Here is a 22886-nt window from a genome sequence, read left to right as displayed (position 1 = left end):
GTATTGAATAACAATAGATTAATACAAATCAGGACTCTTCTTTTTCTTCTTCCTCTGCACCTTCTTGTCGATTTCTACCTTTTCCAACATAGAAATTGGATAGTAAAACACCGAGCTCAAAGAGCAAATACATTGGAACAGCAAGTAAAGTTTGAGAGAGTACATCTGGCGGCGTTAAAAACATCCCAACGATAAATGCCCCGACTAAAATATAAGGGCGTTTACGTTTTAGTGATTCAGGTGTCGTTACACCAGTCCAACACAGTAAAATAATTGCAATAGGGACTTCAAATGCAGCACCAAAAGCCATGAATAATGTCATGACGAAACTAAGGTATTTACTGATATCCGGGATAAAGTTAACGCTATCTGGCGTTGTTTTAACAAAGAAACCAAATGCGAGTGGAAAAACAACGAAGTAGGCAAATGCCATTCCCAAATAGAACAAGAAACTACTTGAAACAAGCAAAGGCAACATGAGTTTACGTTCATGCTTGTATAAGGCAGGTGCAATGAAAGCCCATATTTGATAGAGAATAACTGGGATCGATACAAAAACCGAAACCATCATTGTCAATTTAATTGGGGTAAAGAATGTAGACGCCACATCCGTCGCACTCATTTGCGAACCTACTGGCAGCTTATCAATCAAAGGAGCTGCAACCAGCCGATAGATATCATTCGAAAAATAAGCAAGCGCAGCAAAAACAATTAAAACTGTAATTAAACAGTTGAGTAGCCGTTTACGAAGTTCAATGAGGTGGCTAATAAGTGGTTGTGTATCATTTACAGCCATGTGTTATTTTTCACTTTCAGTTTGATTAGAGTTTTTTACATTAGCATCGAGTGACTCTACTTTTTTCACGGCTGCTGAATCTTCCGGTTTCTCATCCTCCTCAACAACTGCCGCCATTTTAGCTGCATGTTCAGGGTTTGGATCAGACTCTTCAGGTTGCTGAGTATTATCTTTCACTTCCTTTACAGCACTATCGTAACTGTCAGTGATCTCTTTTGCTTTGTTTAACTCTGTTTCAATATCATTAGTTGTCGCTTGGTAATCGCTTTTAAGCGATTGTGCCGCTGTACGCAGTTCTTCCATAGACTGCTTAAGTTCAGGAGAAAGCGCTTCTAGATTCGCTTTTTCTTCCACCTTTTTCAGCGTTTCTTGCAGCTCCTGCAGCTTTAATTCTTGCGATAACTCGTTTTGTACATTTGCAGCCATAGAGCGCATCGCACGGATCCACCCAGCGACAGTTCTCACTGCCACTGGTAACCGCTCAGGGCCTAATACAACGAGACCAATAACTGCAACAAGCAACAGTTCACTAAAACCTATGTCAAACACGGTTTAACCCTGCTCTTTGTTTTTGCTCTCAACTGGGCTTTCTTTCTTTTCAGCAGCCTGTTGTTCCGTAATATTTTTAGGTGCGAAGTCAGCATCTTGCTTTTCTTGCTCTGCTTTTGCTTTTTCGTCATCGCTCATTGCTTTTTTAAAGCCTTTGAGTGACTCACCCAAATCCGAGCCTAAAGAACGCAATTTTTTGGTGCCGAAAATTAAAATAATAAGCAAAGCAATGATAATGAGTTGCCAAGGACTACCGAAAGCAGCCATTGCAATAGTTGATTCCATTGTTAATACCTCTATAGTTTTGGGATCAATTGTTGTTAGATCTATTATATACAACCAACACAAAATACGGAAATGTTCACAGCCTTATAAACTTGTCGCAAAACAAAGTTTACTTAATTTCCGCCTGTTTTACACCAACCAAACAACCAAGACAATGCTCCTGCCACCATAAACACAATACCAAACGGGGTGAGATTCGAAATAAGGAACATACTCCCACAGAGAATAAATGTGGCACCTATACCTAAAAGGTACTGAGATTTACGCTGTTTATTACGCTGACTTTTCAGTTGTTGCGTTAGTTGGTCTATGTTTGATTGTAAGTACTTATGTTGCCGTAATGCACCATAAATTAAATCAGGAATTTCAGGCATTTTTTCTGCCCAATACGGTGCCTTTTCTTTCAATGCTTGAGTAATTGCTGGTATCCCTACTTGGCTATGAACCCAATCCTCAAGGAATGGTTTTGCTGTTTTCCAGAGATCAAGCTGCGGGTAAAGCTGCCGCCCCAACCCTTCAACATACAATAATGTTTTTTGTAATAATACCAACTGTGGCTGAACTTCCATATTGAACCGACGTGCTGTATTAAATAAATTCAATAGCACTTGCCCAAACGAAATTTCAGCCAATGGTTTTTCAAAAATAGGTTCACATACCGTACGGATAGCAAACTCAAAGTCTTCCACATTCGTGTCTGAAGGAACCCAGCCTGAGTCAACGTGTAGTTCTGCTACTTTGCGGTAATCACGATTAAAAAAAGCAATAAAGTTTTCTGCCAGATAACGTTTGTCTTCTTTGTTCAATGAACCGACTATTCCACAGTCTATCCCTATGTATTGAGGATCTTCTGGATGATCGTAACTAACAAAGATATTTCCTGGATGCATATCTGCATGGAAAAAACTGTCGCGAAAAACTTGTGTAAAGAAGACTTTAACGCCACGTTCTGCCAGCAGTTTCATATTGGTTCCTTGCGCTTTAAGCGCAGCAATATCAGAAACTGGGATCCCATATATACGTTCCATGACCATCACGTTTTCACGACAATAGTCTGGATAGACCTCTGGCACATACAGCATTGCGCTGTTTTCAAAATTACGCCGGAGCTGAATGGCATTTGCTGATTCACGAAGCAAATTCAGCTCATCAATCAACGTTTTTTCGTATTCACGCACGACTTCTTTTGGTCTTAATCGCCGCCCATCTGGCAACAACGGAACCCAATTGGCAATGCGGTACATTAATTTAATGTCAGCTTTAATAATTGGCAGAATATCTGGGCGAATAACCTTGATGACAACATCTTTGCCATTTTCTTTTAATGTTGCGGTATGAACCTGAGCAATAGATGCTGAAGCTAAAGCTTGTTCATCAAAATCATCAAACCACTGTTCTAAAGGACCTTCGAGAGATTCTTCAATATAGCTTCGTGCTAGTTTGCCATCAAAACTCGCGACTTTGTCTTGCAATAGCGAAAGTTGATCTGCGATTGCGGGAGGGAAAAGATCTCGACGAGTCGATAGCATTTGGCCAAATTTGATCCAAACCGGCCCGAGTTCTTGTAGGGCGAGACGAAGCCTTTCACCCAATGCTTTGTCTTTATGCTTATTTCTAATCCAAAAGAAACCTAAGCGACCAATTCTTAATGGTAACGTTAGTTTAATTTTAGGGATTAACTCGTCTAATCCGTAAGAGAGAAAAACCCGAATAATGAAGTAAAGTCGTTTTATTTCACCGGGTGTCATTCTTCTCCTCCAACTGGCTTAACCGTTGCTCAAGCGCACTCATTGAATATTCCACTTGCTCGACTTCATCACTAAAATGAGCGAGTTCAAGCTGGTTAGGAGCCATTTTCCATTCTTCAACAATAGCGTCTTTGATATACGTTTTTTGCCGTTTTACTAAATGAGATGCAAAGCAAACACCTTTATTCAGGAACTTACTAAGGCCCTCTGCTGCAACATCACCAATGTAAGGTGACAGATAATGAGCAGGGTTCCAAATAGCTAAGTCAAGCAAAGAAGACCAGTGCTGTACAATTTGCATATCACCTTCAATCACGATATCACCACGATTGATAAGTTGAGCTAATTGCTGTTTGTCTTTCAATTTAACGAGCGTAAAGATGGATGTTTTAATGGTACAGTCCGCAGGCTCAACCCACTGGCTTAACACATCAACATGATTTTCAGCAAAAACGAGTGTCAACGTTTTATTCAGTTCTTTAAGTTCAATTGCCATAACTTTGCCAGCCAAACGCATCCTAGCCGGCTGTAGAACTTTTTCTTTGAACAACATGTGGTTAAGAGAGGTTTCCATCAATGCTGTGATCAAAGAATACAAAGCTGTATTTTGGTTTTCGGTATGTGTTGATGGTGCTTCCATCTTAGAATTTAAACCCTTTATGCAATGCGACAATTCCACCTGTCATATTGGTGTAGGAAACCTGTTCAAACCCTGCATTTTCCATCATACCTTTTAGTGTTTCTTGGTTTGGATGCATGCGGATTGATTCAGCTAAATAGCGATAGCTATCGGGATCATTAACGATCGCTTGACCAATACGAGGGAGTATATGAAATGAATAGGCATCATAAGCTTTATTCAGTGGCTCAATAACTGGTTTTGAGAACTCTAATACCAATAAACGCCCACCTGGCTTCAACACTCGGAACATAGAGCGTAGCGCTTTGTCTTTATCGGTGACATTACGCAGGCCAAAAGAGATTGTAATACAATCAAAATAGTTATCAGGGAATGGCAGCTCTTCCGCATTGGCTTGCACGTAATTAACATTACCAACAATACCAAGATCACGTAGTTTCTCACGCCCCATTTTTAGCATTGAATCATTAATGTCTGCGAGTATGACTTCGCCTTTTTCGCCCACTAAACGTGAAAATTTAGCGGTTAAGTCACCCGTTCCACCCGCAAGGTCAAGTACCCGCTGATTACGACGGACACCACTTGCCTCAATGGTAAAACGCTTCCAAATACGATGAATACCAAACGACATCAAATCATTCATTAAGTCATATTTTGATGCTACTGAGTGAAAAACATTCGCTACTAGGCCAGCTTTATCTTCTTTGCCGACAGTACGGAAACCGAAATCAATGGTTTCTTTAGTTGGTTCAGTCATTTCTCTTATGCCTGCTTATCATTCAAACTTTTGTAGGAAGTGTAACAGTCTTTGAGCCAAAACCCTATCAGAAGTCTAAGATTCCGCACAATTAGGCGTATCAGACCGCTCAACCAATTGAGGCGGGATAGGTTGCTTAATTTCGACTCCTAGCTCTTTAAAACTTTCCGCCTGGCTAATTAAATTTCCACGCCCTTGAGCAAGACGCTTCATTGCCGATAGGTAAGTATTATTGGCTTTATCAAGACTGGCGCCTAAAACCTGCATATCATCCACAAACAAACGCAGCTTGTCATACATTTTTGCTGCTCTATTTGCTATCTCCTGAGCATTTTGCCCTTGGCGTTCATACCGCCAAATATTATTAATCGTTCTCACTGCGACTAACAATGTTGAAGGACAAACTAACATAATATTCTGTTTAATGCCTTCATCAAGTAACTCGGGAGCTTCTTTCAAAGCCAGTAAATACGCAGGTTCAATAGGGATAAACATTAAAACGTAATCCAGTGAACGAATTCCCGGTAACTGGTGGTAATCTTTACGACTCAACATACGCATGTGATTACGGATAGATGCCACATGATTTTTTAACGCTTGTTGCTGTTCATGTGGATCTTCGCTATTGAAGTAATGTTCATAGGAAACCAGCGACATTTTTGCATCAACAACCACATCTTTCCCTTCTGGAAGATGAATAATCACATCCGGTTGATAACGGCTATTATAACTTGTATTGATACTAACTTGGGTTTCAAATTCACTTCCTTCACGTAAACCTGAAACTTCGAGGATCCGAGTAAGAATGGTTTCCCCCCAGTTCCCTTGAATTTTGTTATCCCCTTTCAGCGCTCGTGTCAGGTTAACTGCCTCTTTGGTCATTTGATTATTGAGCTGCTGTAATTGCCGAATTTCATAGGCTAAAGTGTGGCGCTCTTTGGCTTCCTCGCCAAAACTTTGTTGAACTTGCTGACGAAAGCCTTCTAATTGCTCGCGAAAAGGTGACAACATCGCCAATAGGCTTTTCTGTTGTTGCTCAGATGCACGACGCTCATTTTGTTCAAAAATACGGTTAGCTAAGTTTTCAAATTGTGCTGTCAGCCGTTGTTCACTGTTTTGTAAAATGCGCTGTTTTTCTTCGTTGGCTAGCTGGTTCTGTTCAAAACGGGTGATTACCTCGCGAAGCTCTGCTTCTTGCTCTCGGTTAATATCTCTTTGAGTACGCAGTTCTTGATCTAGCCTGTCGTATTCTTCTTTCCATTGCGCAAGGTGAATATTTTTTTCGTCACTTGCCGCAAGTTGGCGGTTGAGTTGTTGCAGTTCTTGATCTTTTTGCGCAATTTTTTGGGCAATAGAGAACCACGTTGCCAAGCCACCAATTAAAACGCCACTCAACGCACCAATAACAGCATATAAAAGAGAGGTATCCACGGTTAAATCCTTACTTTACAAAGTCTAGTGTAAGGTAATGGGATACTGTATAAGTGTCCAGAGGTAATTTCGCCATCGAAGAAAATTTTGCGAAGCGCTTCGCAAGCTTAGCCTATCCAGCTCGCAAACCATTTCAAGCCTAATGCTCCAGGCGCTAGAATACCAAATGCCCAAATCATTGCAGAAGCGATATTAGCGAGTTGGAAATGCCGTTGTGGCATGGCACAAATCCCTGCAACCAAGGGAACAATGGCTCGTAAAGGCCCGAAGAAGCGCCCAAAGAAAATGCCCCAAATCCCCCATCGGTCAAAGAAACGTTGCCCTTTATCAATCATTTGCGGGTTACGAGAAATCGGCCACATATGGCGTACATTTTCTTTGTAATGATAACCAAACCAATAAGAAAGCCAGTCTCCAAAAAAAGCACCGAGTGCTGCTGCTAACCATATTGGCCAGAAAGTAATATTACTTTCACCAATCAAAGCACCGAGCGCGAGTAAAATGACCGTTGCAGGTAACAGAAGCGACAAAAATGCCAGAGATTCCCCAAAAGCCAGAAAGAAAATAATAGGAAGCGCCCATACTTCGTGTTCGCGTGTAAAGTCCGTCACTATGGTGACAATTTCATTGAGTGTCACGGTCAGTTCCTTTCATTAGGGGATAATCAGAATACTGTAGCGAAAAAGTGGTAAATCAACGTTAAACAAAGCCAAAACACCTTTGAAAAAACCGAGTTGTGGATAAAGAAAAACGGATTATCCGACAACTCATGTTCCAGTTAGAGCAACTTAGTCCAGAAACTGGCTTTGCAGTGCTTCTCGTTGCTGCCTTCCTAAACCAAAATCTTTTTCTAGCCATTGGTCAACATTGCCATACTGGCTTTCAATACTGTTTAGTGCTGTTCTCAAGAAGTCTTCACGTACCGAATAGACGTACTCGAATTTTTTCACGATGCTTTCGTCCATCGTTTTTGCATGCTCTTCAAGTAAGTGTTTGCGGTAAGGTGCGAGTGTTTCATTAGTCAGTAAGTAATCTTCCATTACGGTGTCTAAATCTGCACCTAAAGCAAATAACACGAGCGCAGACCCGACTCCTGTACGGTCTTTTCCTACCGCACAGTGTTGTACTATGCCACCTTTTTCTGGTTGTTTGAGTAAATTGACTAATTGATGATAAGCAGGATTGTTCAGTGGTAACAATTCATATAAACGGAACATAAAGGCTTGCGGATCAAATTGTTCCAATATCTCTGGCGTTAATTTATCTAAATTTGCGGTGACTTCTTTGGCTAGCGGATTTGCTGGCGCATGTACATAATGCGCGCCTTGCCAAATGACATCAGGCTTATCTAAGATTTCAGCCTCATCACGATAGTCAATGATTTGGAAAAGATTTTGTGAACGCAAAACCGCTTCGTCTTCCTGTGTTAATCGGTCTAACGCACCGGAACGAAACAGGACACCGGGCTTGATTTTGCCACCGTTAGCAAGTTTTTTACCACCGAGGTCACGGAAGTTAATACCGCCCTTCAAAGGCAGAACAGAAGGATGAAGATAAGGTGTTGTTGACATAATAATTCCTTTTCGCCCTATAGCTTTCATTCAAGTTAGCAATAAAACAAACGTAACCTGAATAATTTAAGGGCACATAATATTGATAATTGTTTTTATGACAATAACAGATCTAGCAAATAAGAGGATCAGAATATTTCCTGTAAATTGATTAGTAATTGCCAAATCTATCGAGGAAATAAAGAGAAATGAAAAGTGGATAAAGGGACTAAGCCCGCTTACTTTTTGTCCACAACCGAGTGAAAGTCAAGTAAACGGGCCAGTAAATCACGGACTACAGTAAGCGGCGTGCAGCTTCAACCACAATACTTAATACGTTACCTTCAGTTTTCTTCAGTAACGCTTCATTTGGAATTTCTTGTTGGGTACGATTCACGATAACACCCGCAACCATACCAGCACGTAATCCTTTACTGCTAGAACACATAGTCAGCAATGTGGCTGATTCCATTTCGTAGTTCATTACGCCCATGTCTTGCCACTCTTTCATCGAACCTCTGAAATGACGCATCACACGGCCAGTATAGGTATCATAACGCTCTTGACCTGGGTAGAAGGTATCAGATGATGCAGTAACACCAACATGAACGGTCGCACCGGCATCTTTCGCTGCGGCATAAAGCGCATTAGTACAGTCAAAATCAGCAACAGCTGGGTATTCTAATGGTGCGAAGTGTTGACTAGCACCGTCTAGGCGCACTGCCCCAGTTGTCACCAGAACATCACCGACATTGATATCTTCTTGGATTGCACCTGTTGTACCAATACGTAAGAAAGTACGGATACCAAGCTGTGCAAGTTCTTCAACTGCAATTGACGTTGATGGACCACCGATACCGGTTGAACAAACAATGACAGCTTTTCCGTCAAGCTCACCACGCCAAGAGGTGTATTCACGTAATGACGCAAGGTGCACAGGGTTATCCATCAGACGTGCAATTTTTTCAACACGGTTAGGATCCCCAGGAACAATCGCTACGGTCGCACCCTGTAAGTCACTTTTCTTTAAACCTAAGTGGAAAACGTCAGACATTTCAAACTCCTTTACACAATGGCATCATTAAATCAGTCAATACTGATTAATCGTTATTTGTAATATAGCGAGAAAACGATATTTTTTTAGTGATGAACATCACTTTTAATGAAAACAATAAAAGATTGATTTCATAATTTGGTGATATATATCACACAAATTCATGGATTTTATTTCTCTTTGAATTCCATTGCCATCAGTATAGATGAAAGTTTGGCATAACGACAAAAGCGCCCCTAATTGCTGGGCGCTTTGATTATTTGGCAGAACTAAAACTGATAACGCTATGTTAGAGAATTACATCAAGAACGAGGACACCAACTAAGCCTATCGCCCACGCAATGGTGGTCGGAATAGACCAAACAATCATTTGTTGTTTAACGTCCTTAATTCCCATCATTCTGTTCACCACCCAGTACAGGCTGTCGTTGAAGTAACCGAAGAACAGAGACCCCATGGTTGCCGCTTGCGCAGCGACCAATAAGTTAATATCCGGTATTTGGCTAATGATTGGTGCAGAAATAGATGCTGCGGTAATCATTGCTACCGTACCCGAACCTTGAATCAAACGAACCAATGTCGCGATGATAAACGGAATCAATACTGGTGTAATCGGCAGATTTGCAACATGTTCAGCAAGAATATTTCCTGTGCCACTATCACGCAGTACCGCACCTAATGCACCACCCGCACCCGTAACTAGCAGGATAATACCCGCTGCTTGTAAGCCTTCTTCCATACGGTCGATGACTTCTTCTTTTGTTGCTTTTGGCATTAATGTGTAAACAGAGATCAACACACTAATTGATAATGCAATAATTGGTGCGCCTAAGAATTCAAATGTTTGGAAATACCAATTACTTTCCATACCTTGGAAAGATTCTGTTTTGAGAATTAATCCATTGATAGCATTGATAAAAATCAACAAAATAGGTGTAATAATCGGTAAAAGCGATAAGAACAGGCTTGGTAATGGCTTATTCGCTTTTTCTTCCATATAACGAGCGTGAACTTCTTTCAGGTCTTCGCTGCCCGTTTCATCTGGCATAAATTCAGGGTACTTAGTCCCTAACCATTTTGCGTAAAACACAATACCGATAACACAAGGGATAGCCAGGCTCATACCCGCTAGGATCATGGCGCCAACATCGACACCAAAAATCCCTGCCACGCCTAAAGGCCCTGGTGTTGGTGGAACGGTGTGGTGTGTCACCACTAACCCACCAGCGAGTGCAACGCCTAAAGTTAGTATGCTACGTTTACCATTTTTGGCTAATGCTTTTGCCAATGGGTATAAAATCACAAAAGCAGAGTCAACAAAGATAGGAATACTAACAATATAACCCGTAATCGCTAACGCCCATTCTTCACGTTTTTTACCTAACCATTTGATAAAGCTATAAGCGATTTGTTCAGCAGCACCTGAAACTTCCAGCACCCTTCCCATCATTACCCCGAGTCCGATAACAATACCGATGCTACCAAGTGTTGACCCAAAGCCTTTTGTAATGACTGTCACTGTCTCTGCGGCGGTCAAACCACCAGATACACCCGCGATTGCCGCAGCAATTAGCATGGCTAATAACGCATGAACACGCGTGCGTAATACTAAAAAGATCAGGACAAATATGGCCACTGCGAGGCCAATAACAGGAATATAGGACATAGGCTATCTCCTACTTAGACGAGCCGTGGTGAGTGATAAACGAACGGATCGCATCACCAAACGAGCCATCTGCACGGAAACCGAGATCCAATGCACGGCTGATATCAAATTTACCCGGCCAGCTCGCCACAATGCGGTTAATGCCTTCATCAGGTTCAAAACGAATAAGATCCACCGCTTCTTGGCCTGCAACATCACGCAGAGCATCAATCATGCCTTGAACAGTAACCGTAATACCTGGCAGGTTCACAGTGCGAGATTTACCAAATTTCTCAGCTGGGATACTGACCGCATGAATAAAGTTGTTAATCACGGTTTCAGGGCTGGATAACCATAGCGCAAGGTCAGGGGAGACAGGGCAAACACTTTCAACCCCATTTAATGGTTCACGAATAATGCCGCTTGCGAATGAAGATGCCGCTTTATTGGGTACACCAGGACGAATACTGATGGTTGGCAAACGCATCACCCGACCATCAACAAAGCCTTTGCGTGAATAGTCATTGACCATCAGTTCACACATTGCTTTTTGAGCACCATAGGACGATTGTGGGTTAACGACACACAAGTCTGTGATGACATCCGGTAGCTCACCACCAAACACGGCAAGAGAACTGGTAAACATAAATTTGATTGCTGGGTTCTTGGCACGAGCAACTTCCAATAATTGGCGAGTAGCTTCGAAGTTAACCTTCATGCCCAAGTCAAAGTCACTTTCAGCGTGGCTACTTACGATAGCGGCAAGGTGGAAAACCACGTCAGTTTGTGCATCGATCAGTTTATCGGCCGCGCCTGCTTGCGTTAAATCTAGCGCAACGCAACTGACTCTGGCATCTTCAACTGGTGATGTAGGGCATTGAATATCGGCTAAAACAAGGTGGTCAAATTTTAAACCCTGGCTATTTTTAAGCAAAGCAGCGGCTAGCTGCTGGCCCAGAAAGCCTGCGCCACCAGTAATAATAACTTTCATTGTAATTCTCCTTGCTATAGCCTTTTTGCTGGCTATGCAGTTTTAGGTAAGATTATTTATGTTTTATGTCTTGATTAAATGAAGTTTTATGTTTTGTTCTGTTATCCGCTGCACCACATCAGCTGGCAACTGGTCATCACAGATGATGTCGTGCAATTGATTCAATGGGCAAACACGAAACATGCCATATTTGCCGAATTTGCTACTGTCTGAAACCAATACACAGCGACGGGCAACATCCAATAGCGTTTGTTTTATCTGAACTTTTTCTTCATGTGGGGTAGAAACCCCGTGCTGTAAATCCCATGAACTGGTGCTGATAAAAGCAATATCAACATTGAGCGTTTTCAGCATCATCGCAGCAGTATTTCCTACACTAGAATGGTTACGTTTATCCACCAATCCCCCGGTGTGGTATAGGTTTAGCTGCGATTTATTCATTAAGTACTGCATAATCGAAAAATCATTAGTGACAATCGTTAAGTTAAAACGCTCACCGAGTACGCGCGCTATCTCAAAGGTGGTGGTTCCTGCATCGAGATACACTACTTGCCCATCTTCAACTAATGAGCTGGCAAACTGACCAATTTCACGCTTATGGCGATGATGCAACCGCGCCTTTTCACTCCAAGGTAGCTCTTGGCGCAACACATCATTTAACTTAACGCCACCACTGATACTGAGCACCTTCCCTTCTTCTTCTAACATCCGAATATCACGTCGTACTGTCATATGAGAGACATTCATTAGCTCAACCAAATCACTGATCGATACGGTTTGATGTTCATGCACGTAACGGTAAATAAAATCACGACGCTCAGAAGGGAGCATAGGTTCTCCTAATTATGAATTTGCTTGTTTAAGCCAGCCTAATCCATCTTCGGTGCGGCCTGCAGGATGGTATTCACATCCTAACCAACCTTCATACCCCATTTCATCCAACTGCTTAAAAATCCATGGGTAATTGACTTCACCGCTATCCGGTTCATGACGATATGGGACTGACGCTATCTGAATGTGACTAAATTTACCCCATAAACGTTCAATTGTTTTCAATAAATCACCTTCCATAATTTGGCAGTGATATAAATCCAACTGGATAAATACATTTTCACGATTAATTTCAGGCAGTAATGCTTCCGCTTGTTTTTGCGTCGTCAAAAAATACCCAGGCATATCGCGGGTATTGATGGGTTCGATAAGCACACGAATACCGTGCTCAGCCATCACATCTGCCGCATATTGAATATTTTTGATATAGCACGCGGTTTGCTGTTCAAGTGTATAATTTTCATTCACTTTCCCCGCCATCGCATGAACTTGTTTACAGCCTAATGCTTTTGCGTATTTCAATGCAGTTTGTACGCCCTCGGCAAATTCGCTCTCACGACCTGGGATCGACGCCATACCGCGCTCCCCCAGAGCCCAATTTCCCGCAGGCATATTAAACAGGGCCTGTGTTAAATGGTATTTACTCAGTTCACCCGCAATAACATTGGCATCTTCTTCATAAGGGAAGAGATATTCAACACCGTTAAACCCCGCATTTGCAGCACGTTCAAAGCGCTGTATAAAAGGCACTTCGGTAAACATCATGCTTAAATTTGCAGCAAATTTAGCCATTTTCGCCTCGCTACTTTTGTGGATAACGACTTTCGAGCTGTTCAACTTGCTCTTGCGTTAATGTTGTAAAGCCATGTGGGCGTAATGTGATATATAAACGAGCAGTATCTTCTAACTCTTCTGCATTGAAGAACGCTTGTCTTAACGTTTTACCACCCACGACCGGACCATGATTCGATAGCAATACCGCATTATGTGTCGGTGCTAATTTTGCAATTTCCTCACCAATTCGGTCATCCCCCGGTGGCAAGTATTCAATCAATGGCAGTTTCCCCACTCGCATCACATAATAAGGTGTGATTGGAGGTAAACAATTTTTTGTATCTAACCCCGGCAAGCAAGACAACGCCGTTAACCAAGGTGAGTGAAGATGAACAACCGCTTGGCAATCAGGGCGTTGCAAATACATCGCCATATGCATAGAAACTTCTTTTGTCGGTTTATCTCCCCCAATCCAATTTCCTTGTGCATCGAGTTTACTCAGTTTGCTAGGGTCTAAATCACCAAAACTGGAATTTGTCGGTGTCACAATAATCGAACCATCAGGTAACCGAGCACTAATATTTCCTGCACCACCGCTGCTGTAACCACGGTTAAACATTGATTTAGCCCAATCGACTAACTCTTGGCGCAGCGCCTTTTCATCACTCATTAAACATCTCCTGTGCAAACTGGAAGAAATTTTCTTGGCCGAAATTACCTGATTTCAACGCTAACCAGTTACCGCTTGCTAAGTCCTGTACCCATGGCACACCTGGGGCGATTGGTGAGCCAATACTTAATTGTTCTGTCCCAAGGCTTTGAACCACTTTTCCGGAGGTTTCACCACCAGCAATAATAAAGGTGTCATACCCTTTCGCTTGCAACAGCGCGACGACCTCACCAAATACCTTCTCAACCGCGAAACTCGACTCCGCAGCACCGTATTTCTCTTGTGTTTTTTTCAGTAATTCAGGTGATTGAGTGGCATAAAGCATTGGCGCCAAACCCGTTAGTTGCTGTGCTTGCACCCAATCTGCCAATGTTTTGGCATACTCAGGGTTATTTAAACACTCACCCACATCCAACATTTTTGCAGGAGCAACTTGCTGATAAGCCTGAACTTGTTTGTTAGTCATTACCGAGCAACTTCCCGATAAAATAACTGTTTTTCTGTTTTTACCTGTTGGCTTTTCACCTCGTTGCGTTGTACCGCCCCATGGACATTGGCTATCCACATTGGCCAGTGCAGCACCGAGACCGGACCCCCCTGTCAACAATGGCATCGCTTTAACCGCTTGTGCGATAGGGAGCAAATCATCCATTGTTAAGCTATCAACAACCGCGTAACTCACACCTTGTTGGGCTAACTCGGTCAGTTTTTGGCTAACAACATCGCTGCCTTTTTGAATATCTTCAAGTTTGATTAGACCGGCTTGACCTTTTGATTGTTTTTCCATCACACGCAATAAATTTGCGTCGGTCATTGGCGTTACAGGATGATGCTGCATACCACTTTCATTAAGTAGCTGGCCATTCACAAATAAATGTCCATGAATCACCGTTCTACCGTTAACGGGTAGCGCGGGGCAAACTAATGCTAAGTTTGTGCCCAGTTGTGCCATTAATGCATCTGTAACGGGGCCAATATTGCCTTTTTCGGTTGAATCAAACGTCGAGCAATATTTAAAGAAAATTTGCTGGCAATGCGCTTTTTGTTTCAGCCAATTACATGCATTGGTCGATGCACTGACGGCTTCATCGACAGGACAAGAGCGGCTTTTTAAACTGATCACTATTGCATCAACATCTTGTGGTACTGGTGTGCTCTCATCGGGTTCATTCAATAACTGAACAACCTTCCAACCGTTTTGCACCATAAAGCCTGCAATATCTGTCGCACCGGTAAAATCATCTGCTATTACGCCTAACTTCACTGTCATGCTTTTTTCTCCGGTAAAGTAATACCTTTAAATGTTTTGATCACCGCGCTGTCATCCTGTTGACCTAAGCCTTCATTGCTCGCTGAAATAAACATTTGATGAGCTGTTGAAGCAAGTGGTAATGGGAAATTTAATGCTTTTCCTGTTTCCATCACTAGCCCTAAATCTTTGACAAAAATATCTACTGAAGATTTTGGCGTATAATCACCGTCTAAGACATGTTGCATTCGGTTTTCAAACATCCATGAATTTCCAGCTGCATGCGTGACAATGTCGTACATCACGTCAAGCTCAATACCCGCTTTGGCGGCTAAAGCCATACTTTCTGCCGCAACAGCAATATGTACCCCAGCTAATAACTGGTGAATCGTTTTGACGGTTGAACCTAAGCCAACTTCATTCCCTACGCGGTATAGGCGCTCAGAAATAGCGTCAAATACAGGTGAAAGTTGCTCAAATAAAGCTGGCTCTCCTGAGGCCATTACGGTCAATTTTCCTTCAGCAGCTTTAATTGCCCCCCCTGAAATAGGCGCATCCACAAGGGGTAATTGATATAAGGCAAGGCGCTGAGCGATGTTTTTGGTTTGCTCCGCGGAGAGTGTGCTATGCAACACTATAATTGTACCGGGACGTAGTTGTTCAGCCAGAGGCTGTTCACCCGAAAACAAAATGGCTTCAACTTGACGACCATTAACCACCACCAGCAACAAAGCGTCAATTTCATGGGCAAATTCCGCTGCATTTTGCCCCACTGCAATTGCTCCTGCATTAAATAGGCTTTTGCATGCATCTTGGTTTAAATCAAATCCATAGGTAGGAATGTTATTTTTTATAAGAGATTGTGCGATCCCCATCCCCATAGAACCTAGGCCAATCACGCCAATTTTATTAACGAAATTTCCCATAATGACCCCTGATGTTGTTAATCTTCGTGACTGTTGTGAATTTTTACACAATAAAATTCACAAACACATGACTAATATCACATTTGAGATAATATAAAAAACCAACAAATTAAACCTAAACAACTGAATTAAAACAAAATAAAAGAAAGCTCACCTTAAACACACGTTCACAGGATGATGTGATAAAAAATGTGATGCATATTATGTTTATTCACGTTTAATTCACAAATGATAAACCGTGGTTTTTCTACTGGGCTATATTCAATGCATCATTTCTATTGACCTAAAACTTAAATTGCTGAAAATAGCCGACTACAATTTTTTGAATAATGCTCCATACTATGAATGAGAGCATAAATTGGCGGATTGCCTAGGAGATAACATGGGGTTGTTTGAGCAAATGATGGGTATGGTTGCAGGCGATAAAATGCAACAGTTTCAATCAGTAATAAACTGGGTTGAGAATCAAGGTGGCCTTCAAGGTGTTATCGAAAAATTTAATGAACAAGGCTTAGGTGGTGTTATTGCCTCGTGGATCAGTGAAGGGAATAATTTACCTATCGATGCCAGCCAATTAATGCAAGTTTTTGGAAATGCTAATATCCAAGAATTGGCTCAACAGGTAGGCTTAGAACCTCAAGCAACCTCAGAAATGATTGCTAAATATCTTCCTCAGTTAGTTGACAGCGCCACACCAAATGGTGAAGTTCCAGAAAACCTCGATTTAGCTTCTATCGGTATGAACTTACTAAAATCCAAATTATTTGGTTAATATTTTCTAAAAAGGCAGGTTTCCCTGCCTCAGACTGCTGACAAACATATTATGTTTGGCGGCAAGTCGAATAGGTTTTGAAAATAAACGAGGAAAATCAATTTATTGATTTTCGGCTGATAACACAAAGCGGGAAAAACCACGCTTTTCTCCCGCTTTGTCAACAACCTCAGGCTGGTTTCCCTGCCTTTTTGACACACTAACTAGTCGCCATTTTACTGCTCATTTCTAAGCTGTTTCGCTGCCTCAACCATGTTGGCTAATGCTTGGCGAGTTTCTGGCCAGCCGCGAGTTTTCAAGCCACAATCTGGGTTTACCCATAAGCGCTCAACCGGAACACGCTTCGCTGCCTTTCTTAATAGCGCAACAATCCATTCCACATTCGGTACATTTGGTGAGTGAATATCGTACACTCCTGGACCAATTTCATTTGGATAATCAAAATCTTCGAATGCATCTAACAAATCCATATCTGAACGTGATGTTTCAATCGTGATCACGTCGGCATCCAATGCCGCAATGGAATCCATGATGTCATTGAATTCGCAATAGCACATATGGGTGTGAATTTGCGTGTCGTCATCCGCAATCGCAGCACTGAGTTTGAAAGCATCAACCGCCCATTTAAGGTAAGCCGCCCACTCGTCTCGACGCAATGGTAACCCTTCACGCAGTGCAGGCTCATCGATTTGAATAATACCGATACCCGCTTTTTGTAAGTCATCGACTTCATCACGCAAGGCTAGCGCAATTTGTTTCGCAATCGTTTCACGGCTCACATCTTCACGTGGGAATGACCAACACAGAATAGTGACTGGGCCGGTTAACATCCCTTTGACCGGTTTTTCCGTTAAAGACTGAGCATATTTTGCCCACTCTACTGTAATCGCTTCTGGGCGACTAATATCACCAATAATCACCGGCGGTTTTACACAACGTGAACCATAACTTTGCACCCAACCATTTTGGGTAAATACATAACCATCAAAGTGCTCACCGAAGTATTCCACCATGTCATTACGTTCGGCTTCACCATGTACAAGAACATCGATATCTAAAATTTCTTGTTCTTTAATGGCTTGCTTAATATGCTCACTAATATTGGTGCGATAGTAGGTTTTATCCACATTCCCTTTTTTGAAGTCTAAACGTAATGTTCTGATTTCACTTGTTTGAGGAAATGAGCCAATCGTGGTTGTCGGCCATAATGGTAAGTTAAAGCGTTGACGTTGGCGTGCTGCTCGCTGTGGATAGGGGCTATAACGTTCTGTATCCCCTTCGCTGATTGCCGCCAAACGCTGAGCCACTGAAGCATTATTCACACGGGCTGATGTTCTACGCGCTCGAATAGGTGCGCTGTATGTATCTAATTCAGCAATATGGCTGTCTGTTGGCTGATTTAATGCTTTTGTTAACAGAGCGAGTTCTTCGCATTTTTGGATAGCGAAAGCAAACCAGCTTTTCACTTCAGCATCTAAACGTGCCTCATCATTTAAGTCAATTGGGCTGTGCAGTAATGAACATGACGTTCCTACCCATATATCACGCAGGCCTAAGAGCGGCTTCACCTGTAAGAATTTTTCCCCTAAGTCAGCCTTCCATACGTTACGACCATTAATAATTCCTAGTGATAATACCCAGTCTGCTGGCAGTATTTGGTGTAATTTTTCAATATCATCAGCGCCTGCAACCACATCGACATGTAGACCTTGCACAGGGAGTTGCTTAATCAAGTCTACATGGTGACTAATTCCATCGAAATAAGTGGTTAGCAGTAATTTGATTTGGCCTGACAGCGCTTGGTAAGCCTGCTGATAAGCTTGCTGCCATTGCTCTGGTAAATCTAACACTAATGCAGGCTCATCAATTTGCACCCACTCAAGGCCTTTTTCTGCCAAACGCGACAGGATCTCCTGATATACAGGCAATAATTCATTCAATAATGATAAGCGATCAAACGGTTCACCTTTCACTTTACCTAACCAAAGGTAAGTAATAGGACCAATGATAACCGGTTTCACATTATGGCCTAATGCTAATGCCTCATCGACTTCATCAAACAGCTGTGTCCAAGACAGGGAAAATTGTTGCCCTTTTTGAAATTCAGGCACGATGTAGTGGTAGTTAGTATTAAACCACTTAGTCATCTCGCCTGCTGGAGCAGGTTTGCCCGTTGGTGCGCGACCGCGAGCAACACGAAATAAGGTATCTAAATCAATCGAACCATCTTCATTTTGATGGCGTGGCGGCACATTGCCCAATAGCAAACTGGTTGTCAGCACTTGGTCATACCAAGCGAAATCACCAACGGGTAATAGCTCAACGCCCGCATTTTTTTGTTGCTGCCAATGGCGCACACGTAACTGATAACCGGTTTCTAATAGTGTGGTCTGATCAATTTTACCTGCCCAATAATCTTCTTGTGCACGTTTGAGCTCTCTTTTTAGACCGACACGTGGAAATCCAAGTGTATGATTTATAACAGACATATTGACCCCTTAAAATATTTAGCCGTCTAGATGTTTACACATCCATAATCAACAGGTACTGTATAAAGCACAAGCGCAAATTATTCATTGTCACCGTGAAGGTTTCTCATGATCGAATTAAAACATCTAAAAACATTGCAAGCGCTCAGCCAATACGGTTCATTAGCGGCAACAGCAACACACTTGCACCAGACACAGTCTGCTTTATCACACCAATTTAGTGATTTAGAGCATCGGCTAGGTTTCCGGTTATTTGTTCGTAAAAGCCAACCATTGCGCTTTACGCCACAAGGGGAAGTCTTATTACAATTAGCACAACAAGTCCTGCCATTAGTGAAAGATGCCATTCGAGTATGTAATGAGCCTGGGGTTTGTGCGTTACGCATCGCTATTGAATGCCATAGCTGCATTCAGTGGTTGACCCCTGCATTACAGCAATTCAGGCAAACTTGGCCTCAAGTTAGCGTCGATTTTAAATCTGGGGTGACGTTCGACCCACAGCCTGAATTACTTTCAAGGGAATTGGATATCGTGATGACCTCTGACATTTTGCCAGATCAAGGCATCCACTATACGCCAATGTTTGATTATGAAGTAAAATTGATTGTGGCGAATGACCATCCGTTAGCCAAAAGACCGCATATTGAGCCCCATGATTTGGCAGATGAAACGTTGCTTATCTACCCAGTACAACGGGATCGCTTCGATGTTTGGCGCCATTTTTTGCAACCTGCAGGCGTGTCACCTAACGTAAAAAATGTTGATAACACATTAATTTTAATTCAAATGGTCGCAGCTAAAATGGGTATTGCCGCACTGCCTCACTGGGCGGTTGATTCATTTGAAAAGCAAGGGTTGATTAAAACCAAAACCTTGGGTAGCGGTTTATGGAGCCGGCTGTATGCAGCTTGCCGTGAAGGAGAGCAGCACCAGCCAGCTATTGAGGCGTTTACTGAGACGACGACTGATCACGCTGTGGAGAACTTGTCTTATGTGAAGGCCGCGAAAGGATCCAACGCTTATGCACCCAAAGAGAAGCAACTATTAGGCTCGATCCTATGGTAAAACTCAGCCAATCCGGATGTTGTTGCCAGATAGCAAAATTAACTAATAACCCCGCTGGGACCATCATGTTATTCATAATAGCAAGGGTTCCAGCATCAACTTTGGTTGCGCCATAGTTCCACATAAAGTAGCCAATGCCTGAAGCTGCAATCCCCAACCAGAGTAAGACACCCCACTGGAGAGTTGTTGTCGGCATCATCGATTTATTACCAAATAGCAACCACCCAAGTAATGCAATTAACGTTGCACCAAGGTAAAACCATGAGAAAGCCTGATGTTGAGGGATCGGATGCACCTCCATCAAACGTTTATACCCCACCTGCCCAATCGCAAAAAAGATATTTGCTAGCTGCACAAAAAGCAAACCTAACCAAAAAGATTCGCTCAAGTGGTCATAGCGAATAATTGCCGCGCCAATGACCGCCAATAGAGAGCTAAACAAATAGCCTTTACGCAGCTTTTGCCGTTCTAGTAAATCATAAATTAACGTGACATATAGTGGTGTTAATACCGTAAAAAGCAAAAATTCGGCAACAGTAAGGTATTGATAAGCATGGAATACAAATAAGTACATGATGCCAAGTTGGCAAGCGCCCACTAGCATATAGAGTGCAATCACTTTAGCGCTAAACTGGCGCCAACGTAGGAAAGGTAAAAAAACGAGCGAAGCTAGTGCCACCCGTACAAGTACTGAAAACCAACTATCTACTTGGCCTGCAAGGTATTCGCCGATAAGACTAAACGACGCTGCCCAAAGCAGCGTCGTGATAACAAGTAACCACATAATGCTGTATTTCGCCCCAAACTTAACAATGTTGGCTAGAATACTCGCTTTTTGGTTTTAATGCTCTTTTTCGATCAAGACGGCTTCTAATAAATCCAGATCAACCAACAACGTTTGTAGCGTTTCATTACTGATTTTCTTAGTTGCACGTAAGTGATAAAGCTCACCACGCTCCGCACGTAATGCCGTCAAACGGAAACGTCGTTCAAGGTCTTCAATCAGCAAATTATGATCAATTTCATCTTGCCCTGCCGTGCGTCGTCTTAGATAACCTGTCACACGGGAAGCGACTTCACTGATATCTTCTGAATCGAGTTTTTCATCAACGTCTGCAGATAAACGTTCCTGCATCTTATTTAAACTGACAATCGCCACTTCTGCCATTGCGGCTTTTGCCATTCGAATTTCATTGGCATCGGCTTCTTTGTCTCCCACGGTAAAATTACGCAGCAGAAGCGGTAAAGCAACCACACCTGCAAAAATGGAAAATAAGATAACCCCTGCGGCAATAAATACTAGCTGGTAACGCGCTGGGAATGGTGAGCCATCGGTTAAAAATAACGGAATAGAAAGCACACCCGCTAAGGTAATCGCCCCGCGTACCCCTGCAAAAGAGGCTAGCCAAAGCTCACGTACGGTATAGTTAGCAAATTGCAGTGGCTTTTTCTTTAAGAATAAACGGCTAAACCTTTTCATCAGCCATAGCCAACAGAAACGCAATAGCAGTAGAGCAAAATAGATGATGGCTACTGCCGCGAATAGCATCCAGGTTTCTACGCTTGGGTCGAGATCGGCTTGGATAACAGACGTTTCCCAAATACCGGGCAATTGAAGCCCTAACATGATGAAAACCAACCCGTTAAAGACAAATTCAAGCATCGACCAAACGCTATCAGCACGTAGTCTCATCGCTAACGGAGCGTTACGGATAACCCCGGATTTTGTGATGGTCATACCGGCCGCAACAGCGGCTAAAATACCTGAAAAACCAATATGTTCCGCTATCATGTATGACGCAAATGGTAGCAATAGCATAAACACAATTTGGGTTGCAGGATCATCACCACTCCAACGGCTCATTAGACGCAATGATTTACTGTATAACCAAGTCACGATAATACCCGCGAGTAGCCCACCAATCGCGACCTTGAAAAATTCAATGGTGACGCCAGAGGCACTAAATACCATCGTCCCCATAGCAATTGCTACTGCAAATTTTAATGCTACCAGACCAGAGGCATCATTCATCAATGCCTCCCCTTCTAGCACACTCATCATCCGTTTAGGGATACGCCCCTTTCCGACAATGGATGATAAGGCAACGGCGTCGGTTGGCGATAACACCGCCGCTAGAGCAAATGCTGCAATCAATGGAATACCTGGCATCAGCCAGTAAATTAAATAACCAATCCCAATCACTGTAACCAGTACAAGAACCAACACTAAAATAAAAATTTCTCGACCATTTTGAAAGAATTCGCGTGTTGGCGTTTTCCACCCATCAACAAACAGCAAAGGTGGAATTAACAGAACCATAAAAAGTTCTGGGTCAAAGGTGACATGTAGGCCGAATTGAGGCCAAGCTAATAGCGCACCAATAGCAATTTGAATGAGAGGAAGAGGAATACGAATAGGAAGAATTTTAGCGGCAACCCCTGAAACAGAGACAGCTAAAATCAAAATAAGAATAGTAAAGAAAATTTCCATGTTGCCCTTACTGAATTAACCTAGCGACTAGAACCTAAAATATTGCCTGCCGCCGCATAGTAAGAGATAGCACCGTCCAGACCATGATTATTAAAACCCAGCCAGTCACCAGTGGAAATCATGCACATCCACTTGATTAACCGCCTTCTCTCTATTTTATCCCTAGCCATCCA

General features: G+C 42.5%; 22 protein-coding genes. 2 read left to right on the top strand and 20 right to left on the bottom strand.

The window, feature by feature from the left end:
* Window positions 1-28: 28 nt before the first annotated feature.
* The 17 genes from tatC to ltnD all read right to left on the bottom strand — a co-directional run bounded on the left by tatC (window position 29) and on the right by ltnD (window position 15896).
* Window positions 29-796 carry a Sec-independent protein translocase subunit TatC gene (gene tatC / locus PSF09_RS16680; protein WP_004260806.1) on the bottom strand — a complete coding sequence of 256 codons (768 nt, stop codon included), beginning with the start codon at window positions 794-796 and terminating at the stop codon, window positions 29-31.
* 3 nt (window positions 797-799) lie between these two features.
* The gene (gene tatB, locus PSF09_RS16675) at window positions 800-1345 is read right to left on the bottom strand and encodes a Sec-independent protein translocase protein TatB (protein ID WP_272684186.1); all 546 of its coding nucleotides are present in this window, start codon (window positions 1343-1345) and stop codon (window positions 800-802) included.
* A gap of 3 nt (window positions 1346-1348) precedes the next feature.
* Window positions 1349-1630, bottom strand: a complete 282-nt coding sequence (tatA, locus tag PSF09_RS16670; RefSeq protein WP_096865125.1) for a twin-arginine translocase TatA/TatE family subunit — start codon at window positions 1628-1630, stop codon at window positions 1349-1351.
* Window positions 1631-1743: 113 nt separating this feature from the next.
* Window positions 1744-3378: a ubiquinone biosynthesis regulatory protein kinase UbiB gene (gene ubiB / locus PSF09_RS16665; protein WP_004914885.1), complete on the bottom strand. Its 1635-nt coding sequence runs from the start codon at window positions 3376-3378 to the stop codon at window positions 1744-1746.
* The gene (locus tag PSF09_RS16660) at window positions 3365-4018 is read right to left on the bottom strand and encodes a ubiquinone biosynthesis accessory factor UbiJ (protein ID WP_272684185.1); all 654 of its coding nucleotides are present in this window, start codon (window positions 4016-4018) and stop codon (window positions 3365-3367) included. Before PSF09_RS16660 ends, ubiB begins: the two co-directional genes overlap by 14 nt.
* Window position 4019: 1 nt before the next feature.
* Window positions 4020-4775 carry a bifunctional demethylmenaquinone methyltransferase/2-methoxy-6-polyprenyl-1,4-benzoquinol methylase UbiE gene (gene ubiE, locus PSF09_RS16655; protein ID WP_047756010.1) on the bottom strand — a complete coding sequence of 252 codons (756 nt, stop codon included), beginning with the start codon at window positions 4773-4775 and terminating at the stop codon, window positions 4020-4022.
* 75 nt (window positions 4776-4850) lie between these two features.
* Window positions 4851-6206, bottom strand: a complete 1356-nt coding sequence (gene rmuC / locus PSF09_RS16650) for a DNA recombination protein RmuC (protein ID WP_272666213.1) — start codon at window positions 6204-6206, stop codon at window positions 4851-4853.
* A 107-nt stretch (window positions 6207-6313) separates the two neighbouring features.
* On the bottom strand, window positions 6314-6844 hold the full coding sequence (locus PSF09_RS16645) for a DedA family protein (protein ID WP_004914898.1): 531 nt from the start codon (window positions 6842-6844) through the stop codon (window positions 6314-6316).
* Between the two features lie 150 nt (window positions 6845-6994).
* Window positions 6995-7777, bottom strand: coding sequence for a tyrosine-protein phosphatase (locus PSF09_RS16640; protein WP_272666214.1), 783 nt, complete (start codon window positions 7775-7777; stop codon window positions 6995-6997).
* A gap of 274 nt (window positions 7778-8051) precedes the next feature.
* Window positions 8052-8810 (bottom strand): uridine phosphorylase, encoded by a 759-nt coding sequence (gene udp / locus PSF09_RS16635; RefSeq protein WP_004914901.1) that lies wholly within the window; start codon window positions 8808-8810, stop codon window positions 8052-8054.
* A 289-nt stretch (window positions 8811-9099) separates the two neighbouring features.
* Entirely contained in the window at window positions 9100-10476 is a 1377-nt protein-coding gene (locus PSF09_RS16630) for a GntP family permease (RefSeq protein ID WP_004914902.1), read from the bottom strand.
* A gap of 10 nt (window positions 10477-10486) precedes the next feature.
* Window positions 10487-11446, bottom strand: a complete 960-nt coding sequence (gene denD, locus PSF09_RS16625) for a D-erythronate dehydrogenase (protein WP_210835793.1) — start codon at window positions 11444-11446, stop codon at window positions 10487-10489.
* A 63-nt stretch (window positions 11447-11509) separates the two neighbouring features.
* Window positions 11510-12277 carry a DeoR/GlpR family DNA-binding transcription regulator gene (locus PSF09_RS16620; RefSeq protein ID WP_004914906.1) on the bottom strand — a complete coding sequence of 256 codons (768 nt, stop codon included), beginning with the start codon at window positions 12275-12277 and terminating at the stop codon, window positions 11510-11512.
* Window positions 12278-12289: 12 nt separating this feature from the next.
* A complete protein-coding gene (otnI, locus tag PSF09_RS16615) occupies window positions 12290-13069 on the bottom strand; it encodes a 2-oxo-tetronate isomerase (RefSeq protein WP_272666216.1) in 780 nt (259 codons plus the stop codon).
* A 10-nt stretch (window positions 13070-13079) separates the two neighbouring features.
* Window positions 13080-13721 (bottom strand): 3-oxo-tetronate 4-phosphate decarboxylase, encoded by a 642-nt coding sequence (gene otnC, locus PSF09_RS16610; protein WP_109912576.1) that lies wholly within the window; start codon window positions 13719-13721, stop codon window positions 13080-13082.
* Entirely contained in the window at window positions 13714-14991 is a 1278-nt protein-coding gene (otnK, locus tag PSF09_RS16605) for a 3-oxo-tetronate kinase (protein ID WP_272666217.1), read from the bottom strand. The genes otnC and otnK overlap by 8 nt, the downstream gene beginning before the upstream one ends.
* Window positions 14988-15896: an L-threonate dehydrogenase gene (gene ltnD / locus PSF09_RS16600; protein ID WP_210835801.1), complete on the bottom strand. Its 909-nt coding sequence runs from the start codon at window positions 15894-15896 to the stop codon at window positions 14988-14990. Before ltnD ends, otnK begins: the two co-directional genes overlap by 4 nt.
* A 382-nt stretch (window positions 15897-16278) precedes the next feature.
* Between ltnD and PSF09_RS16595 the strand changes: the two genes are divergently transcribed.
* Window positions 16279-16668: a YidB family protein gene (locus tag PSF09_RS16595; RefSeq protein ID WP_004914918.1), complete on the top strand. Its 390-nt coding sequence runs from the start codon at window positions 16279-16281 to the stop codon at window positions 16666-16668.
* Window positions 16669-16883: 215 nt separating this feature from the next.
* On the opposite strand, the gene metE is transcribed toward PSF09_RS16595, so the two are convergent.
* The gene (gene metE / locus PSF09_RS16590; RefSeq protein ID WP_272666218.1) at window positions 16884-19157 is read right to left on the bottom strand and encodes a 5-methyltetrahydropteroyltriglutamate--homocysteine S-methyltransferase; all 2274 of its coding nucleotides are present in this window, start codon (window positions 19155-19157) and stop codon (window positions 16884-16886) included.
* Window positions 19158-19265: 108 nt separating this feature from the next.
* Here metE and metR point away from each other — a divergent pair, with 108 nt between their 5' ends.
* Window positions 19266-20222, top strand: a complete 957-nt coding sequence (metR, locus tag PSF09_RS16585; RefSeq protein WP_210835804.1) for an HTH-type transcriptional regulator MetR — start codon at window positions 19266-19268, stop codon at window positions 20220-20222.
* Here metR and PSF09_RS16580 read toward each other — a convergent pair.
* Both PSF09_RS16580 and PSF09_RS16575 read right to left on the bottom strand, forming a co-directional pair.
* A complete protein-coding gene (locus tag PSF09_RS16580) occupies window positions 20107-21006 on the bottom strand; it encodes a carboxylate/amino acid/amine transporter (protein WP_272666219.1) in 900 nt (299 codons plus the stop codon). The two genes, metR and PSF09_RS16580, sit on opposite strands and share 116 nt — an antisense overlap.
* Before the next feature lie 57 nt (window positions 21007-21063).
* A complete protein-coding gene (locus tag PSF09_RS16575) occupies window positions 21064-22713 on the bottom strand; it encodes a Na+/H+ antiporter (RefSeq protein ID WP_210835806.1) in 1650 nt (549 codons plus the stop codon).
* Window positions 22714-22886: the final 173 nt, after the last annotated feature.

The sequence above is a fragment of the Providencia sp. PROV141 genome, from assembly GCF_028481645.1.
GTDB classification, from domain to species: Bacteria; Pseudomonadota; Gammaproteobacteria; order Enterobacterales; family Enterobacteriaceae; genus Providencia; species Providencia rettgeri.
This window is presented reverse-complemented; position numbering and strand designations above follow the sequence as displayed.

Bases quoted from the DNA above. Each gene is read 5' to 3' on its own strand.
- otnI (WP_272666216.1), bottom strand. From the start codon at position 13,069: ATGGCTAAATTTGCTGCAAATTTAAGCATGATGTTTACCGAAGTGCCT.
- ltnD (WP_210835801.1), bottom strand. From the start codon at position 15,896: ATGGGAAATTTCGTTAATAAAATTGGCGTGATTGGCCTAGGTTCTATG.
- PSF09_RS16620 (WP_004914906.1), bottom strand. From the start codon at position 12,277: ATGCTCCCTTCTGAGCGTCGTGATTTTATTTACCGTTACGTGCATGAA.
- otnK (WP_272666217.1), bottom strand. From the start codon at position 14,991: ATGACAGTGAAGTTAGGCGTAATAGCAGATGATTTTACCGGTGCGACA.
- metR (WP_210835804.1), top strand. From the start codon at position 19,266: ATGATCGAATTAAAACATCTAAAAACATTGCAAGCGCTCAGCCAATAC.
- ubiB (WP_004914885.1), bottom strand. From the start codon at position 3,378: ATGACACCCGGTGAAATAAAACGACTTTACTTCATTATTCGGGTTTTT.
- PSF09_RS16630 (WP_004914902.1), bottom strand. From the start codon at position 10,476: ATGTCCTATATTCCTGTTATTGGCCTCGCAGTGGCCATATTTGTCCTG.
- udp (WP_004914901.1), bottom strand. From the start codon at position 8,810: ATGTCTGACGTTTTCCACTTAGGTTTAAAGAAAAGTGACTTACAGGGT.
- PSF09_RS16580 (WP_272666219.1), bottom strand. From the start codon at position 21,006: ATGTGGTTACTTGTTATCACGACGCTGCTTTGGGCAGCGTCGTTTAGT.
- ubiE (WP_047756010.1), bottom strand. From the start codon at position 4,775: ATGACTGAACCAACTAAAGAAACCATTGATTTCGGTTTCCGTACTGTC.
- metE (WP_272666218.1), bottom strand. From the start codon at position 19,157: ATGTCTGTTATAAATCATACACTTGGATTTCCACGTGTCGGTCTAAAA.
- otnC (WP_109912576.1), bottom strand. From the start codon at position 13,721: ATGAGTGATGAAAAGGCGCTGCGCCAAGAGTTAGTCGATTGGGCTAAA.
- tatC (WP_004260806.1), bottom strand. From the start codon at position 796: ATGGCTGTAAATGATACACAACCACTTATTAGCCACCTCATTGAACTT.
- PSF09_RS16660 (WP_272684185.1), bottom strand. From the start codon at position 4,018: ATGGAAGCACCATCAACACATACCGAAAACCAAAATACAGCTTTGTAT.
- denD (WP_210835793.1), bottom strand. From the start codon at position 11,446: ATGAAAGTTATTATTACTGGTGGCGCAGGCTTTCTGGGCCAGCAGCTA.
- PSF09_RS16575 (WP_210835806.1), bottom strand. From the start codon at position 22,713: ATGGAAATTTTCTTTACTATTCTTATTTTGATTTTAGCTGTCTCTGTT.
- tatA (WP_096865125.1), bottom strand. From the start codon at position 1,630: ATGGAATCAACTATTGCAATGGCTGCTTTCGGTAGTCCTTGGCAACTC.
- PSF09_RS16640 (WP_272666214.1), bottom strand. From the start codon at position 7,777: ATGTCAACAACACCTTATCTTCATCCTTCTGTTCTGCCTTTGAAGGGC.
- PSF09_RS16595 (WP_004914918.1), top strand. From the start codon at position 16,279: ATGGGGTTGTTTGAGCAAATGATGGGTATGGTTGCAGGCGATAAAATG.